Below are 17,269 nucleotides of genomic sequence, written 5' to 3'. Positions count from 1 at the left end.
CGCACCGGCGGAGGTAATCGCCGGGGGCGGGGACGATTCGGTGGATGTCCCGCCCATACTATTGCCGAGCCGCGGCGGAACGTCCAGCCCGGTGCCGACCATGACTCCCACCGGCGTACGCGGGGCGGCGCACACCGGTACGCGGGGACGGTACCGGTACGACGGGACGGCACCGTCCCGTCGGATCGGTACCGTCCCGGCGCGGGCGGGTCACTCGGCTCATTCGGCCAGGGCGGCCCGTACCTCCTCGGCCAGCAGGGACACATAGTCGGCGGCCCAGCCCTCGATCGTGGCGTGGTCCCACAGGTCGGTCGAGTACTCGACGTATCCGGCCAGCGCGTCGCCCGCCGGGACGAGGCCGAGGTTGAACTCCGACCGGGAGGCCGGGACGGCCAGGTCCTCGACGGCGGCGGTCACGCCGGGCAGTTCGATGTCCGTCTCCAGGGAGTTCTGGTACTGGAACCCGAGCGGCACCCGGTCCGGTATCTCGACCCCCAGGTCCTCGCGCAGCGCCTTGGCCAGCCTGCGCAGCGGCATGACATGGTCGATGGCCTCGGTGGTGGTGAGCGTGACCCGGCGGACCAGCCCGGTGAAGGTCTCCTCGGCCGCGGTCCGTACGCGCAGCGGGAAGCCCGCGACCGTGCAGGCCATCAGCGACTCGAAGGCACGGCGTTCACGGTTGGCGTAGGACACTAAGAGGACCGTTTCCGGCTTGCCGGACAGCTTGCCTGCCAGCCGCCCCAGAGCCGCGATGGTGACCGCGTAGGGGGTCGTGCCGCACTTCCTGGCCAGCCGTTCCACGTCGGCACGTACGTCGGCGCCCACGTGGAACAGGACGACGCGCCCCTGTCCGCTCAGGCTTTCCGGGCGCGGCCGGTCCAGGGGCAGGCCGTGCGGAAAGGACGCCCCTTCCAGTTCGCGGGCCCAGTACTTCAGGACGCGCTGGTCGGCCTTGTCCCCGATGGTCTCCCGCTGCCAGCGCGCGTACTCGGTCGGCTGCGGCACCGTACTGGCCAGGGTGTGGGGATCGCCGGTCACCGCGGCTCCGTAGAGGGCCGCGAAATCGCTGAGCAGGATGCTGACGGCCCAGCCGTCGCAGGTGGAGTGGTGCAGGAGGAAAAGCAGGACCCAGGTCGACGGGCCGGTGCGCAGCAGGCGGAGCTTGGGCGCCACGCCTTCGGTGAGGTCGAAGCGGGTCTCGGCAACTTCCGCGCTGATCCGCTTGACCTCGGCCTCGGCGGCTTCCTTCACGGCCCCGTCCGCGGCGTCGCCCGGGCCGGTCAGGTCCTCGACCGGGAGGTCGACCGGTCGCGGCCGGAGGATCTCCTGCCACCACTCCTCGCCGTCCTTCACGAACCGCGTGCGCAGCGACTCGTGGCGGGCGCAGAGCTGGGTGAGGGCGGTACGCAGCGCCGGTATGACCAGGTCACCGGTCAGGGTGATGCGCAGGGCGACGTTGAAGACCTGCGGCAGCGCGTGGCGGTGGTGCTGCTCGATGAAGTTCCGCTGCTGGAACGTGGCCGGGGCCCGGCCGACCACTTCGGAGGCGGTGTCCGCGGCGCGGGCCGGCTCCCCGGTGTCCCCGCTGTCTCCGGCGTCCGTGGACTCCCCCGCCAGGTAGGCCGCCATGGCCCGTACGGTCGGCTCCTGATAGAAGCGCACCATCGGGTACTCCTGGCCGAACACCTCCCGGGCCCGGTTGACCAGCCGGATCGCGGCAATCGAGTGGCCGCCCAGGTCGAAGAAGGACGTCTCCGGGCCGATGGCGTCGGCCGTGAGGTCGAACTCGTCGGCCCAGAGGGACCGGAGACGGCCCTCCAACTGGGAGCGGAGGCCGACCTCCGCACTGGTACCGGCCCCGGACCGCTCGGCCGACGCCCGCACAACCGACGGCCGCGCACCCGTAACGATCTCAGGGTCCGGCAACGCCGCACGCTCCAGCTTCCCGTTGCCCGCGAGCGGCAGCGCGCCAAGCACCGCCCAGGACCGCGGTACGAGGTATTCCGGCAGCCGGGAGGCGAGGTCGCGGGCCAGCCGGTCGGCGTACGCCTGGCGGCCGGCCGCGGTGGTGGTGTCCTCGGCGATCCGCTCGGCCGGTACGGCGTAGGCCGCGAGGTACGCCTCGCCCCGGCTGGTGCGGCGTGCCAGTACGGCGGCCTCGCGCACGCCGTCGAGGGCGTTGAGCGCGCGGGCGGTCTCCTCCGGCTCGACCCGGTAGCCGCGGATCTTCACCTGGTCGTCGAGGCGCCCGCGGAACTCCAGCGCGCCGTCCTCGGTCCAGCGCACGAGGTCACCGGTGCGGTAGTACACGGTGGCGGCCGAACCGCCGCCGCCCGCCCCCGTTTCCGCGCCGCAAGGATCCCCGCCGAACCGTTCCTCCGTCAGCTCGGGCGCGCCCAGATAGCCGCGCGCCACGCCCGGCCCGCCGACGTACAGCTCCCCCACCGCGCCCTGCGGCACCGGCGCGCCCGACGCGTCGAGAACCCGCAGGCGTACGTTGTCGGCCGGGCGGCCGATCGGGATGGCGGCGGTGCCGGTCTCCGGCGTCCGCGGGCCGACGGTCTCGGTGGTGCAGAGCACGGTGGTCTCGGTCGGCCCGTACACGTTGACCGTTTCGTACGCCACGTCCGGATGCGGCCGGGTGCGCAGCACGTCACCGCCCAGCAGCAGGTGGCGCAGCGGCGGCTGTTCGGCGGGCGGCAGGGAGAGCAGGGCCTCCCCGAGGGCCGTGGGCAGGATCGAGAAGGTCACCCGCTCCCGCGCGTACCAGCGGGCGAGCGTGAGCGGGTCCGTGCGGACCGTGTCGTCGGCGATGACGACCGAGGCCCCCGCGGTCAGCGCGGGCCAGATCTCCAGGACCGACGCGTCGAAGCTCTGGCTGCACACCAGCGCGCTGCGGTCGGCCGAGGTGAAGGCGAAGCGTTTGTGGTGCCACTGGCAGAGGTCGACGACGCTGCGGTGCGGTACCGCGACGCCCTTGGGGGTGCCCGTGCTGCCGGAGGTGTAGATGACGTAGCACAGGGACTCGGGACCGGTGGCAGCAGTGCCATCGGCGACACGGCCGACAGTCCGGCCAGGGCCGGGGCGGTCGGTGACGTCGATGACGGTCACCCCGGCGGGCAGATCGAGTGCGTCGGCCGCGGCACCGGTACTGAGCAGGACGCGGGCTCCGCATTCCGCGATCACCGTGGCGGCGCGGGCCCGGCCCAGTGACGGGTCCAGCGGCACGTACGCCCGGCCGGACTTCAGTACCGCGAGCATGGCCACGACGAGGTCGGCGGAGCGGGGCAGCCACAGGGCCACCACCTCGTCCGTACCGCTGCCCGCCGGTGCGGGGGCGCAGCGCTCCCCGATGACCGCGGCCAGCCGTTCGGCCCGGGTGTCCAGGTCGCGGTAGCTGAGGAGGTCATCGCCGCAGCGGACGGCGGTGCGGTACGGGGCGTCCGCTGCGCGCCGGGCGATGAGTTCATGGACGGTGGCGCGGGTCACCGGGCGGAGCAGGCCGTGCTGCCATTCGGCGGGCACCGGCTCGACGGCGGGCGCGGTCGTCCCGGCGGGGCTCTCGGCGCGCCGCGTCTCCGTGACGCCGAGGCGGGACAGCGGCGTCCTGGGGTCCCGTGCGGCGGCTTCGAGCAGATCGCGGAAGGTACGGAAGAAGCCGTCCACGGTGTCCGCGTCGAAGAGGTCGGTGTTGTACTCCAGGTGGCAGCGGATGCCTTCGGGCTGGTCCGTGAAGTACACGGCGAGGTCGGTGAGGGCCTTGTCCGGACCGGCGTCGATCACGGTGGCGCGGACGCCCGGCAGGTCGAAGCGGAACGGGTCGCTGCTCTCGAACTCGGCGAGCACCTGGAAGACCGGCGTGCGGTCGGTGGTACGCGCCGGGGCCAGCTCCCGCACCACCGTCTCGAAGGGCACATCCGCGTGGTCGTACGCGTCCAGGGCGACGCCCCGCACCCGGTCGAGGAACGCGCCGAAGTCCGGGTCGCCGGACAGGTCGAAGCGGAGCGCGAGGGTGTTGACGAAGAATCCGAGCAGGTCCTCGGTGCCCTGCGGGCGGTCCGATATCGGGGTGCCGACGACGATGTCCCGCTGTCCGGTGACCCGGTGGAGCATCGCGGTGAAGCCGGCCAGCAGCGTCATGAAGAGGGTGCCGCGCCGCTGCCTGCTCAGGTCCCGCAGCCGGGCGGACAGTTCGGGGTCCAGCCGGTGGAAGACGGCGCGGCCGTTGGACGTCATGGCCGCGGGGCGCGGGCGGTCGCAGGGCAGCTCCAGGACCGGCAGTTCGCCGCCGAGCGTGCCGAGCCAGTACTTCAGGCCGGCGGCACCGCGGGAATCGGCCGACGTGCTCAACTGGGCGCGGGCATGGTCCGCGTACGTGCTGGTGAGCGTGGGGAGGCCCGAGTCGGAGCCGTCGTGCGCGGCCCGGTAGAGGGCGGACAGGTCGCGGGCCAGGACGGTGGCGGAGGCCGCGTCCACGACGATGTGGTGCAGGGAGAAGACCAGGACATGCCGCTCCTCCCCCAGCTTGATCAGCCGGGTGACGAACAGCGGCCCGTCCACGAGGTCGAAGCGCCGGGCGCTCTCCGCCTCCAGGACGGCACGGATCGCGGCGTCCTCACCGGCCGGGCCCGCGTCCGTACGGTCGAGCACCGCGAAGTCCGGTGCGGAAGGGGGCAGGACGAGCTGGCAGGGCTCGTCGTCGATCTCGCGGAAGACGGTCCGCAGCCCCTCGTGCCGCGCCACCAGCTCGCGCAGCGCGGTGCGCAGCGCGGGGATGTCGAGCGGGCCGTCGAGGCGGATGGCCTTGGTCTCGTTGTAGGCGGTGCGGCCCGGCAGCATCCGTTCGAGGAACCAGATGCGCTGCTGTCCGGGCGAGAGCGGGGCGGCGATTTCGTGTACGGGCTCCTCGGCCGCCGTACGGGTGGGAGCGACCGGTGCCTCGGCCGTCGTACGGGCGGGCGGCGCGGTCTGGCAGGCGGACGGCCGGGGCATCGTACGGACATCCGCGCGCGGCTCGTGGTACCGGCGGCGCAGCGTGTCGATGTGGGTGAGGCCGGTGCGCAGCGCGTCGGGGGCCACGCCGAAGTCGACCAGCGAGACGATCTCGTCGGCGCCCGCCGCGCCGACCGCGTCCACCACCGGGGCGACGGTGTCGGCCGTGCCGATGAGCGCCCGCTGGTCGCAGTAGCGGTCGTAGGCGCGGTGGAAGAGCACGTCGAGGTCGTCCTCGCTGAGCGCGGCCAGGTCGACGTTGTGGCCGAGGCTGTTGGCGACGTTGCCGAACAGGGAGAGCGAGGCGCGCATGTAGCGCGCCAGCGGCTCGTACGCCTCGGTGCGCGCGGTACGGTGGTCGGCGGCGAGGTAGGTGTGCAGCAGGACGGCCACCCGTCCGGCGTCCGGGTCGAGGCCGTGTTCGGCGCGGATGCGGCGGTACAGGGCGATGTTCTCGGCGAGCTGCTCGACGCTCTGGGTCATCAGGTTGGTGACCACGCCGACGTCGTGCCGGGCGGCTGCCGCGTACGAGGCGGGGTTGCCGACGACCGCCGTGTACAGGGGCGGGGCGTCCTGGACGGGGCGCGGGAACAGGCGGACCTCGGTCTCGCCGTCGCCGCCGGCACGCCGCACGGCCTCGCCGCGCCAGAGCCGGCGGACCTGCGCCACCTGGTCGTACATCATCTCCTTGTGCCGCCCGAAGCGCTCGGGGAAGAAGACGAAGTCGTTGGCGTGCCAGCCGCTTGCGCAGCCGATGCCGACGCGGCCGCCGGAGAGGTTGTCGGCCATCGACCACTCCTCCGCGACCCGGACCGGGTCGTGCAGGGGCAGCACGACGGAGCCCGCGTTGAGGCGGATGCGCCGGGTCTCGCGGGCGAGGGCGGCGACGAGCACGACAGGGTTGGGGAACAGCCCGCCGAAGGAGTGGAAGTGCCGTTCCGGCATCCAGAGCGCGTGGAATCCGTGCTGGTCGGCGAAGCGGGCGGTCTCCAGGATGTGGTCGTACTTGCCCTGGCCGGTGGTCGGTCCGGCGTCGTCCTGGGAGTCCTGGGGGTAGTCGCCGAAGAAATAGATACTGAAGTCGGGGGTGCGGCGGGCGCGTACGGAGGGGACGGCGGCCTTACGGGCGGCGGCCGCGTTCCAGGCCACGCCGGGGGCCGCGTCCACCACGCGCTTCTCGGGCCGGGGCGCCGGAGCGGGAGCGGTGGCCTGCGCCGGCATCGGAGCAGCCTGAACCGGCTTCGGAGCCGCCGGCACCTGCTTCGGAGCAACCGGCACCGGCTTCGGCCCGCCAGGGAAGAAGCCCGCCCCGCGCAGTTCCCGCAGCGAGCCGCGCACCGCGTCGGCGATGAATTCGATGTCGCCGTCGGAGTGGGCGGTCGACAGGAAGAAGTTGCGCCATTCCCAGACGTGCACTCCGCGCAGCATGAGGTGGTGGTACAGCAGCTCCATGTCCGCGCGGTGCTCGAAGCGGAACTGGGAGCCGAAGTGGCTCACCCGCAGCGGGAATTCCTCGTCCTCAAGGAAGCGGTTCAGCGAGCCCGCGAGTTCGCCGGTGCGGGCGTTCAGCCGTTCCTGGAGCCGGGGGCTGTGCTCCTTGAGGTGGGTCAGTACCGCGCGGGCGGCGACCATCGACACCGGATGCTGGATGTAGGTGCCGCCGAAGAACGTGGTGTCGGCGGGCGGGTAACTGGCGTCCCCGTACTGCCAGAAGCCGCCGTCCACTCCGTCCATGATGTCGGCGCGGCCCGCGATGGCGCCGATCGGGAAGCCGCCGCCGAGCAGCTTGCCGTAGGTCGCGAGGTCGGGGGTGACGCCGTACAGCTCCTGGGCGCCGCGCGGCGCCGGGCGGAAGCCCGTCAGCATCTCGTCGAACATGAGCACGATGCCGTGGCGGCGGGTCAGCTCGCGCAGCTGCCGTACGAACTCGACGGGCTGCAGCGACGGGTGGCGGCTCTGTACGGGCTCGATGATGACCGCGGCGATGTCGTCCGCGTGCGCGGCGATGGCCTCCAGGCTCGCGGGGCTGCCATAGTCGAGCACCAGCAGGTCGGCGACGCTGTTGTGCGGGATGCCGGTGGAGACCGGGACGGTGGTGCGGTCGGCGCCGGTGCCGGCGGAGCGGCCCAGGACGTTGTCGGCGTGGCCGTGGTAGGCGCCGTGGAAGGTGACGATACGGCTGCGGCCGGTGGCGGCGCGGGCGAGCCGGATCGCGGCGGAGTTCGCCTCCGTACCGGAGTTGGCGAACGCCACCCGCTGCATGCCGGTCAGCTCCGCCAGCAGTTCGGCGGCCTCGCCGGTCTCGACGTTGCGCGGGCCGAGCTGGATGCCGCGGGAGAGGTGCTCGCGGACCGCCTCGCTCACGAACTCGGGTTCGTGGCCGAAGAGGAGGACGCCGAAGCCCATGGTGATGTCGACATAGCGGTTGCCGTCGACGTCCTCCAGCCAGGAGCCGCTGGCCCGGCGTCCGGCGATCGGGTACAGCATCTCCTTGGTCTTGCTGCGGAAGCCGACGACGGCGCGGCTGTCCGCCAGTACCCGGCGGTAGCGCTGGGCGATCTCCTTGGAGGTCGCGGTCTTGGCCGTGTAGCGGCGTACCAGGTCGTCGAGGTGGGCCTGCTGGGCCTCGGAAGCGGAGCCGCCCACCATGCCGGAGGCCCGGGAGACGGTCACCCGGGGACCGTGCACGCGCTGCCGCCGCTCGGCGGCCGGTTCCTCCCGCTCGGCCGGCTGCTCCGTGTTCCCGGCCCCGGCCGCCGCCTCGATCCGCTGCGCGATCTGCCGGGAGAGGTCGGCCATGGCGGCCAGGTCCTGGTCCACCGCCGCGCCCGCGGCGCTCAGGCCGGTCACTGCCCGCCCGCCTTTCCGTTGGCCACGCCGCCGCCGGTCAGGGCGCTCGTCGCCTGCGCGGTCAGCAGCTGGGAGAGCTGGTGGATCTGGGACATCATCTGGAGCTGAATCTGGGAGAGCTGCTGCACCTGACGGACGAGGTCGGTCAGCTCGGCGCGCGTCACCGGGTGTTCCGGGCCGGACGGCACGGCGGGCGCGGGCTCCTGAGCGCGTACGGGCTCGGCAGGCGCCGCGGCGACGGGCGGTTCGTATCGTACGGGCTCCTCGGCGACCGGCGGTTCGTACCGTACGGGCTCCTCGGCGACCGGCGGCTCGTACCGTACGGGCTCCTCGGCGACGGTCTCGCCCGACCCTGCCGAAGCACCCGACCCGCCCGAAGCGCCCGGCACCCCCGAACCACCCGATCCCCCCACCATCCGCCCCACGATCAGCTCCGCCAGCTGCCCCGGAGTGCTCGCCTCCTCGAACAGTTCCCGCATCGCGACCTTGACCCGGTGTTCCTGCTCCAGCTCGCGCAGCACGCTGATCATTTGCAGGGAGTCCGCACCGAGGTCGAAGAAGGAGGTGTCCCCGGTGACCGCGGCCGCGTCGTGCCCGAGGTGCTTGGCCACCAACTCGATGACGTGCGCGAGCACCCGCCCGAACACTGCCTCGTCCTGTGCCACGTCTTCCTCTTCTCTCGATGGTTCTCGCGGGGGTCGACCGGCCGGGACGACGGTGAGCTCGGGTCCCGTCCAGTGGTCGGTGTGCTGGAAGCGGTAGCCGGGCAGTGCGGTTCTGCGGCCGCCGGTTCCGGCCAGCAGGACCGGCCAGGCCAGGTCCGCGCCCGTGCAGTGCAGCTGCGCCACCGCGTCCCAGAAGGGTCCGGTCCCGGCGCCGCGGCGCAGCGTCGGCACCGCCCGTACGGTGGGCAGGGCGGTACGGGCGAGGCCGCTGAGCGTGGTGTGGGGGCCGAGTTCGACCAGTGCCGCGGGGCCGGCGTCGCCGAGCGTGCGCAGTACCGCGTCGTACCGCACCGGCTCGCGTGTCTGCCGTACGAAGTAGTCGGCGTCCGGCACCCAGCCGGGTTCGTGCAGACGCCCGTCGAGGCCGCTGACGAAGCCGGTCGTGACGGGCCGGAGAGTGACGCTGTCGAGCAGTTCCCGGAACTTGTCCAGGACCGGGTCCATCAGCGCGGTGTGGAAGGCGCGCGTCACCGGCAGCCGCTGCCCGGGGACGCCGCGCTCCTCCAGGAGGGCCAGCAGCCGGTCCACAGCCGTGACGGGGCCGGCGAGCACGTGCCGCTGTTCTCCGTTGACGACGGCGAGTTCGAGGCCGGTGATCTCCGTGGCCAGGCTCTCGGCGGTCCGCAGGTCCGCGGACACCGCGGCCATCGCGCCGGGGGCGCAGTGCTCCTGCATCAGGCGGCCGCGTTCCGCGGTGAGCCGCAGGCCGTCCTCGACGGACAGTGCGCCCGCCGCGCAGAGGGCCGCGTACTCGCCGACGCTGTGTCCGGCGACGGCGTCCGGCACGACGCCCGCCTGGCGCCAGAGTCCGGTGAGCGCGTATTGCAGGGCGAAGAGGGCCGGTTGGGCGATGCGGGTGTTTTCGGTGGTGGTGCGGTCGGCGGTGGGATCAAGGAGCACGTCGAGCAGGGAACTGCCGTACAACCGCTGGTGGTGGCGCTCGCAGACGTCGAGCAGGTCGCGTACGACGGTGAAGCGCTCGTACAGCGGCTGTGCCATGCCGGGGTACGGGCTGCCCTGGCCGGTGAATTGGAAGGCGATGCCCGCGCGCGCTTCCCGAGGGGCTTCGCCGGTCGTTACGGCGGCGGGCCCGGCCGGGGCGCCGGTGCCCGCGAGCCAGCTGTCCAGGGCCGCGGCGAGGCTCGCCGGGTCCGTGCCGCGGACCGCCAGGCGGTGCCGGTGGTGGATGCGTCCCGCGGCGGTGGTCACCAGGTCGGCGAGGTCCATGTCGGGATGGCGCGTCAAGTGGTCGCGCAGAGCCTCTGCATTGGCTGTACGGGCGGTCTCCGACTGGCCGGACAGGACCACAATGCCCGGAGGGGCCACTGTGGCGGAGCGGGGCGCGGGTTCGGGGGCCTGTTCCACGATGACGTGGACGTTGGTGCCGCCGACACCCAGCGACGTGACGCCCGCCCGGCGCGGTGTGTCGCCCTGCGGCCAGGGGCGGGCGGCCTCGGGGATGTAGAAGGGGCTGCTGTCGAGGTCGAGCGCGGGGTTCGGCTCGCTGAAGTTGGCCATCGGCGGGATGACGCCGTGCTTGAGGACGAGCAGCGTCTTGATGAAGCTCGCCAGTCCCGACGCCACGTCGAGGTGGCCGATGTTGGCCTTGACCGAGCCGAGGGCGCAGTAGCCGGTGCGGTCGGTGTCGGCGCGGTACGCGGAAACGGCGCCCTCGAATTCGATCGGGTCGCCCTTGAGCGTGCCCGTACCGTGGGTTTCGAGGTAGCCGACGGTGTCCGCGCCGATGCCCGCGTGCTCCAGCGCGCGGCGGATGGCGGCGCGCTGGCCCGCCGCGCTCGGTGCGGTGTACGCCTGTTTGGACGCGCCGTCGTTGGTGATGCCCCAGCCGCGGATGACGCCGTGGATCGTGTCGCCGTCGGCCACCGCCCGGTCCAGGCGCTTGAGGACGACGGCGGCGACACCGGTGCCGCCCACCGTGCCGTCCGCCCCGGCGTCGAAGGCGCGCAGGCGGCCGCTCTTGGAGAGGATGGAACCCTTGACGTACTCGTAGCCCAGCACCTGCGGTACGTGGACGGCCGTGGCGCCCGCCAGCGCGATGTCGCTGTCGCCGGTGACCACCGACTGCGCGGCCAGCTGGAGCGCGGCCAGCGAGCTGGAGCAGCCGGTCTGGACGCTGACGGCGGGGCCGGTGAGGTCGAGGCGGAAGGACACACGGGTGGCGGTGAAGTCGGTGTAGTTGCCGACCATGACCTGCATCCGGGAGAGCCAGTCGTCGCCGATGGGGCTCTTCAGGACGTTGTTCAGGAGATAGTTCTCCATCGTGTACAGGTGGTATCCGGTGGTGGCGAAGACACCGGTGCGCAGCCCGTCGCGCTCTCGCGGACAGCCGGAGTCCTCCAGGGCGTGGTAGGCGCACTCCAGGAACATCCGGTGCTGCGGGTCGGTGAGCTGCGCCTCCCGTCCGCTCATGCCGAAGAACGGGGCGTCGAACCCGGCGATGTCGTGCAGGATGCCGCTGGCGCCGACGAAGTCGTCCGCCCGGTACTTCTCGGCGGGTACGCCGGCGGCCTCCAGTTCCGCTTCGGTGAACCGCCGTACGCAGTCCCGCCCGTCGCGGACGGCCCGCCAGAACTCCTCGGGGGTGTCGGCCCCCGGGAAGCGGAAGGCCATGCCGATGACCGCGACCTGCGAGCCGGCCGGTGCGTTCATGAGGTGCCGCCCTCCGCGGCGGTCACTTCCCGGCCGGGCGCCGGGCCGCCGCTCTCCCGGGCCGGTGGTTCCTTCGGGAACAGCGCGCGTCCCCGGGACAGCACCACGAGCAGGGCGACGCACAGCACGATGGCCAGGCCCTGGAACGCGCCGACCACCTGAAGCGGCGAGTAGCGCTCCAGCAGCGCGGCGCTGACGATCATGCCCAGACCGAAGCCGCTGTTCTCGGCCGAGGCGGACAGGCCGAAGAGCCGGCCGCGCTGCTCGTCGGGGGCGGCCTGGAGCCGGGAGACGTACGCGATCTCCGTGAACCCGTCGGCCATGCCGGCGACGAGCGCGGCGACCGCGGCGGGGACGGCCGGCAGGCCGCTGAAGACCACGATGAACGCCGCCGACATCACACAGGAGCCGAGGGCGAACGCACGCTCCCCCGGTGACCACCCGGTCTTGCGGGTGCGGCGGGAGCAGACCTGCTGTGCGACGATGTTGCCGATCGCCCAGGTCGCCCAGAACTGGCTGACGAAGGTGGCCGGATGCGACGGGTCCAGAGCGCTGGAGTAGATGGGCAGCGCGACGTTGTGCGACGAGGAGCCGAGGCCGTCGGCGGCGCGGACCGCGACCATCACCGCCAGCAGGGGTGCCGCTTTCAGGAGCGCGAGGGAAGCCCAGCGGCCGGTGCCCGCGGCGTCCGCCGCCGTGCTCCCGTCCGTACCGTCCCCGGCGGCGGCCCGGGTGCGGATGGGCAGCAGGAACAGGATCGTCGCGGAGACCGCGAAGGTGCCGGCGTCCAGCGCGAAGGCTGCGGTGTAGCCGAACTCCGCGACGACCACGCCCGCCGACGCGAAGCCGGCGATCATGGCCAGCGACCGGCCGGTCACCAGCAGGCCGTTGGCCCGGGTCCGCAGGTCGGCGCCGACGATCTCGGGGACGCTGCTGCGCAGCGCCACCTGGGAGAGCGTCGAGCAGGCGCCGGTTCCCACGGCCAGCGCGAAGAGCAGCGCCACGCGCGCGCCGTCGGGTGCGAGCAGCAGCAGTACCAGCGCGGTGGCCTGGGTCAGGTCCGCGCACACCATCAGCCGCTTGCGGTCGTGGCGCGATACCAGGCGGCCGCTGACGAACCCGGACAGGACGCTGGTGATCAGGCGTACGGCCATGAACAGACCGGCGGTCAGCGCGCTGCCCGTCACCTGGTAGACGAAGACGTTCAGCGCCACCATGTTCAGGTAACTGCCGTACGCGGAGATGGCGTTGCCGACGACGAGCAGCCGGAAGTGCCCCACTCTGGATGTCCCCCTCAACGCCCGGTGCCGGCCTGCGGCCCCCGCGCCGACGGCGGAGGCGTCAATACGGTCGCCCGGTTCGCGGGGCGCCTGGAGACGCATCATCCGGTGACTTGACCCGCGCTTTACCCGGCGTGTAGGGGGCGGCCGGACGGGCCGGTGGACTCCTTGCGTTTTGCCGCGTCCGTGGTTAGATCAATCCGCATGTCACGGGGGGTGTGCCACCCTCGCGCGACACCGTCGGCAGTTCCGCTCCGCAACGCGCGGGAGGGCGCACCATGGCCGGTCCCGCATGGGCCGTTCCCCCTGACGACGAGCCGATGAGCCCGTACGGGCCCCACCGGGCGGCGGCCGTACCACGGCCTCGCGCCGCCCCGCCCGCGCCGCCGGACCGACCGTCCTGAAGTCCGCGGGCCGCCGGACCTTCCCTGCTCCTCCGTCACCCCCTTGGAGAAGAGATGTCGGATCACAGTGCGCACACCATGTCACCGGTGCTGTCCCCGCGGGAGCGGGAGGTGCTGTCGTACATCGCCGACGGTCTGACGTACGACCAGACGGCCAGGCGGCTGGGTATCAGCGTCCACACGGTCAGCACGTATCTGCGCCGTATACGGGCCAAGCACCCGGCGCCGACGCTCGCCCACCTCGTACGGCTGGGCCTGGCGCAGCACCGCGGCTGACGGTTCCCGGCCGGACGGGCATCCCGGCACGCGATATTGGCCGGATCCCGTCCCACCAATGGCCGATATCCGGACAACCTCACATGTGACGGGTCACCGCCTTCCCTCGTGCCCCGTGCGCGAACGGTCGGTGGCAGCGGGTTTTCCCCGGCGGCGGTGGGTACCCGCCGCCGGACGCCGAACCCGACCGAAGGGGCGCCTGTTGGCCACGTGTTGCGCAGCACCGGTACCGCGGGCCCGGCCTGCCCGTACCGGTGTCCCCCGAAGGGACCAGACCCGGACGTGGCGTCCCGGCGGCACGCGGGACCCCGTGGTGAACTGCGGGAACGGCGCCGGCCGTGCGGGAAGCGCGCCCGGCCCGTCCGACCGCGGCGGCGCCCACCGACCGGTCCGACGGAAGGACGTGTGATGCGCCGTATCCGGGCGGGGGTTCCGCACGGCGCGGTCGAGGCCCGCGCCGTGGACGCCGATGTCACGGGCGCCGTCGAGCGGATGCTCGACGGGGTGCTCGGCGAGCGGCTCGCGGACGCCGCGGCGGCCGACGCCCTGTTCGCGCGCGATATCGCCGAACGCGTCGCCCGCTTCACGCTGGGCGGCGGCAAGCGGCTGCGCGGGCGGTTCGTGTGGTGGGGGCTGCGGGTCTGCGGGGGCGGTGATGAAGCGGCCGGGGCGGCGCTGCGGCTGGCCGCAGCGCTCGAACTCCTCCAGACCTGCGCGCTCGTGCACGACGACGTGATGGACGGGGCCGAACTGCGCCGGGGCGGCCCGGCTCTGCACGCCGAGGTACGGACGCAGTACGGGCACCGCGCCGGGACCGGTGACGGCGGCCGGTCCGCCGCGGCGTTCGGCCGGTCCGCGGCGATCCTGGCCGGCGATCTCGCGCTGGCCTGGGCCGACGACACCGTGCTGGACACCCGCGTCCCCGGCCACGCCCGGTCCGCGGTCCACGCGCTGTGGCGCACCATGCGGACCGAGATGGTGGCAGGCCAGTACCTGGACCTGCACGCCCAGGCCACCGCGTCCCACTCCCCCGCCCGGGCGCTGCACACCGCCCGTCTCAAGAGCGCCCGCTATTCGGTCGAACGGCCGCTGCTGCTGGGCGCCGCCCTGGCCGGCGCGGACGACCGGGCCACCGGCGCCCTGCGTGCGGCGGGCCGCTGCGCCGGCCTCGCCTTCCAGCTGCACGACGACCTGCTGGGCGTGTTCGGCGACCCGGCGGAGACCGGCAAGCCGTCGGGGGACGACATCCGGGAGGGCAAGCTGACCTACCTCACCGCCGTCGCCCGCGCCCGCGCGGAAGCCACCGGTGATCACGCGGCGCTCGGCGTCCTCGACGCGGCACTGGGCGCCCCGGACCTGACGGCCGCCGACATGGACCGCGTACGGGAGGTGCTGGTCTCGACCGGGGCCCGGGCCGCGCTGGAGGACAAGATCGCCCTCCTCGCCGACCGGAGCACGGCACATCTGGCAGACCTGCACGGCGCCGACCCGTCCGCCTTCCGCTCCCTGCGCGATCTGCTGCGCGCCACATCGGGCGCGCGGACGCCGGTGGCGGCGGCCCAGGGAGGTGAACGGTGAAGACCGTATCCGGGCACACCGACCACGTCGTCGTCATCGGCGCGGGCCTGTCCGGACTATCCGCCGCGCTGCACCTGCTCGGAGCCGGACGACGGGTGACCGTCGTGGAACGCGACCCACAACCCGGCGGCCGGTGCGGCCTCCTGGAACACAACGGCTACCGGATCGACACCGGCCCGACCGTACTGACCATGCCGGACCTCGCCGAGGAGGCGTTCGCGGCGGTCGGTGCCTCGATGGCCGGGCGGCTGGAGCTCGTTGCGCTGCACCCGGCCTACCGTGCGCGGTTCGCCGACGGCAGCGCACTTGACGTGCACACCGACGCGGCGGCCATGGAGGCCGAGATCGAACGGTTCGCGGGGGCCCGGGAAGCCGCGGGCTACCGGCGGCTGCGTGCCTGGCTCGGGCGGCTGTACGCGGTCCAGATGCGGCGCTTCATCGACGCCAACTTCGACTCGCCGCTGCAACTGCTCCACCCCGACCTCGCGCGCCTCGCGGCCCTGGGCGGCTTCGGGCGCCTCGACGCCCGGATCGGCCGGTTTCTGACGGACGAGCGGGTGCGCCGCGTCTTCTCGTTCCAGTCGCTGTACGCGGGCGTGCCGCCGGCCCGTGCCCTCGCCGCGTACGCCGTCATCGCGTACATGGACACGGTGGCCGGGGTGTACTTCCCGCGCGGCGGGATGCACGCGCTGCCCCGGGCCATGGCCGACGCGGCGGCCGAGGCGGGCGCGGAGTTCCGGTACGGGCATACGGTACGGGCGCTGGAACGTTCCGGCGGCCGGGTCACCGCCGTCGTCACCGACACCGGGCGGCTGCCGTGCGACGCGGTGGTGCTCACCGCCGACCTGCCCGAGGCGTACCGCCTGCTCGGGCGCCGGCCGTGCCGCCCGCTGCCGCTGCGCCGCTCCCCCTCGGCCGTCGTCCTGCACGCGGGCACGCCCGCGACCTGGTCGGAGCCGGGCCACCACACCATCTCGTTCGGCGCCGCCTGGCACCGTACGTTCCACGAGCTCACCCGGACCGGGGCCCTGATGAGCGACCCTTCGCTGCTGCTGACCCGGCCGACCGCCACCGACCCGTCGCTGGCCCCGCCGGGCCGCCATCTGCACTACGTCCTGGCGCCCTGCCCGAACACCGACGTCGGGCCCGGCGCGCACACCTGGCGCGACCTCGGCCCCCGCTACCGCACCGCGCTGCTCGCCGAACTCGAACGGCGCGGCTTCACCGGCCTGGACGCGGCGGCCGAGGCGGAATGCCTGGTCACCCCGGCGGACTGGAGCCGCCAGGGGCACGGCGCCGGCACCCCGTTCTCCGCCGCGCACACCTTCGCGCAGACCGGTCCGTTCCGCCCGCGCAACCTCGTACGGGGCACCGAGAACGCCGTGCTGGCCGGGTGCGGCACGACGCCGGGCGTCGGCGTGCCGACCGTGCTGGTCTCGGGGAAGCTGGCCGCCGCTCGGGTGACCGGCGGCGGCTCCGCACGGCGCGCCCGGGTCACCGACCTCGGCGCGCGCCGCCCCGCCCGTACGCCGGAGGCAAGACCGTGACCGCCCGGGAACTCGACGCCGCGGGCATCACCGAGCCCGCGCTGCGCGCCGCCTACACCCACTGCCGCCGGCTCAACGCCCGGCACGGCAAGACGTACTTCCTGGCCACCCGGCTGCTGCCGGTCGCCCGGCGGCCCGCCGTGCACGCCCTGTACGGCTTCGCCCGCTGGGCCGACGACATCGTCGACAGCCTGGACGACGACGCCACCCCGAAGGAGCGCGCGGCGGCCCTGCACGCGCTGGAGGCACAGCTGCACGCCGGTCTCGCGCGGGGCGGCGGCGACGAGCCGGTGGTACGGGCGCTGGCGCACACCAGCGCCGCCTACGGCATCGACCCGGCGTACTTCACCGCCTTCATGGCCTCCATGCGCGCCGACCTGGTGGTGACCGACTACCCGACCTACGCGGACCTGCGCGGCTACATGTACGGCTCGGCCGAGGTGATCGGCCTTCAGATGCTGCCCGTGCTCGGCACGGTCACGCCGCGCGAGGAGGCCGCGCCGCACGCCGCCGCGCTCGGTGCGGCCTTCCAGCTCACCAACTTCCTGCGGGACGTGGGCGAGGACCTGGACCGGGGCCGCGTCTACCTGCCCGGCGACCTGCTGGCCGCGCACGGCGTGGACCGCGAACTGCTCCGGTGGAGCCGTCTGACCGGCCGCGAGGACGCGCGGATCACCGCCGCGCTGCGTGCTGCCGCCGACCTCACCCGCGGCGTCTACCGCCGGGCCGCGCCCGGCGTCGCCATGCTCGCCCCGGCGTCCCGGCCGTGCATCCGCACCGCGTTCATCCTCTACCGCGGCATCCTGGACGCCGTGGAGGCCGACGGCTACGCGGTGCTGCACCGCCGCGCCGTCGTGTCCCGTCCGGTCCGCGCGACCGTGGCCCTCGACGGGCTGGTACGGGTGACCGCGGCCCGTACCCATGCCAGAACCGTCGCACCGGAAGGC

Annotated in this window: 6 protein-coding genes and 1 pseudogene; 4 read left to right on the top strand and 3 right to left on the bottom strand. The window is 73.5% G+C overall.

The annotated features are described in order from the left end of the window. Positions 1–219: 219 nt before the first annotated feature. The 3 genes from ADK86_RS23050 to ADK86_RS23040 are packed head-to-tail and all read right to left on the bottom strand — an operon-like array spanning position 220 to position 12,517. Positions 220–7,842, bottom strand: a complete 7,623-nt coding sequence (locus tag ADK86_RS23050; protein WP_420718876.1) for a MupA/Atu3671 family FMN-dependent luciferase-like monooxygenase — start codon at positions 7,840–7,842, stop codon at positions 220–222. After that, positions 7,839–11,237 carry a type I polyketide synthase gene (locus ADK86_RS23045; RefSeq protein WP_053698295.1) on the bottom strand — a complete coding sequence of 1,133 codons (3,399 nt, stop codon included), beginning with the start codon at positions 11,235–11,237 and terminating at the stop codon, positions 7,839–7,841. Before ADK86_RS23045 ends, ADK86_RS23050 begins: the two co-directional genes overlap by 4 nt. Next, positions 11,234–12,517 carry an MFS transporter gene (locus ADK86_RS23040; protein WP_053698294.1) on the bottom strand — a complete coding sequence of 428 codons (1,284 nt, stop codon included), beginning with the start codon at positions 12,515–12,517 and terminating at the stop codon, positions 11,234–11,236. The genes ADK86_RS23045 and ADK86_RS23040 overlap by 4 nt, the downstream gene beginning before the upstream one ends. 458 nt (positions 12,518–12,975) lie before the next feature. On the opposite strand from ADK86_RS23040, the gene ADK86_RS23035 reads away from it, so the two are divergent. The 4 genes and pseudogenes from ADK86_RS23035 to ADK86_RS41220 all read left to right on the top strand — a co-directional run. Beyond that, positions 12,976–13,197, top strand: coding sequence for a helix-turn-helix domain-containing protein (locus tag ADK86_RS23035; RefSeq protein ID WP_003980256.1), 222 nt, complete (start codon positions 12,976–12,978; stop codon positions 13,195–13,197). A 408-nt stretch (positions 13,198–13,605) separates the two neighbouring features. Then, positions 13,606–14,775, top strand: coding sequence for a polyprenyl synthetase family protein (locus ADK86_RS23030; protein WP_053698293.1), 1,170 nt, complete (start codon positions 13,606–13,608; stop codon positions 14,773–14,775). After that, a complete protein-coding gene (gene crtI / locus ADK86_RS23025; protein WP_053698292.1) occupies positions 14,772–16,322 on the top strand; it encodes a phytoene desaturase family protein in 1,551 nt (516 codons plus the stop codon). The genes ADK86_RS23030 and crtI overlap by 4 nt, the downstream gene beginning before the upstream one ends. Continuing rightward, a pseudogene (locus tag ADK86_RS41220) lies at positions 16,319–17,260 on the top strand (phytoene/squalene synthase family protein); the annotation flags it as partial. The gene crtI and the pseudogene ADK86_RS41220, both read left to right, overlap by 4 nt. Positions 17,261–17,269: the final 9 nt, after the last annotated feature.

Origin of the sequence: Streptomyces sp. NRRL F-5755 (genome assembly GCF_001279365.1) — a bacterium.
Classification (GTDB): Bacteria; Actinomycetota; Actinomycetes; order Streptomycetales; family Streptomycetaceae; genus Streptomyces; species Streptomyces rimosus.
Note: the sequence above shows the minus strand (reverse complement) of the source record. Positions and strands in the feature narration are given on the sequence as shown.

Excerpts from the sequence above, each read along its gene's own strand:
- ADK86_RS23045 (WP_053698295.1), bottom strand. The coding sequence starts at position 11,237 with ATGAACGCACCGGCCGGCTCGCAGGTCGCGGTCATCGGCATGGCCTTC.
- ADK86_RS23035 (WP_003980256.1), top strand. The coding sequence starts at position 12,976 with ATGTCGGATCACAGTGCGCACACCATGTCACCGGTGCTGTCCCCGCGG.
- ADK86_RS23030 (WP_053698293.1), top strand. The coding sequence starts at position 13,606 with ATGCGCCGTATCCGGGCGGGGGTTCCGCACGGCGCGGTCGAGGCCCGC.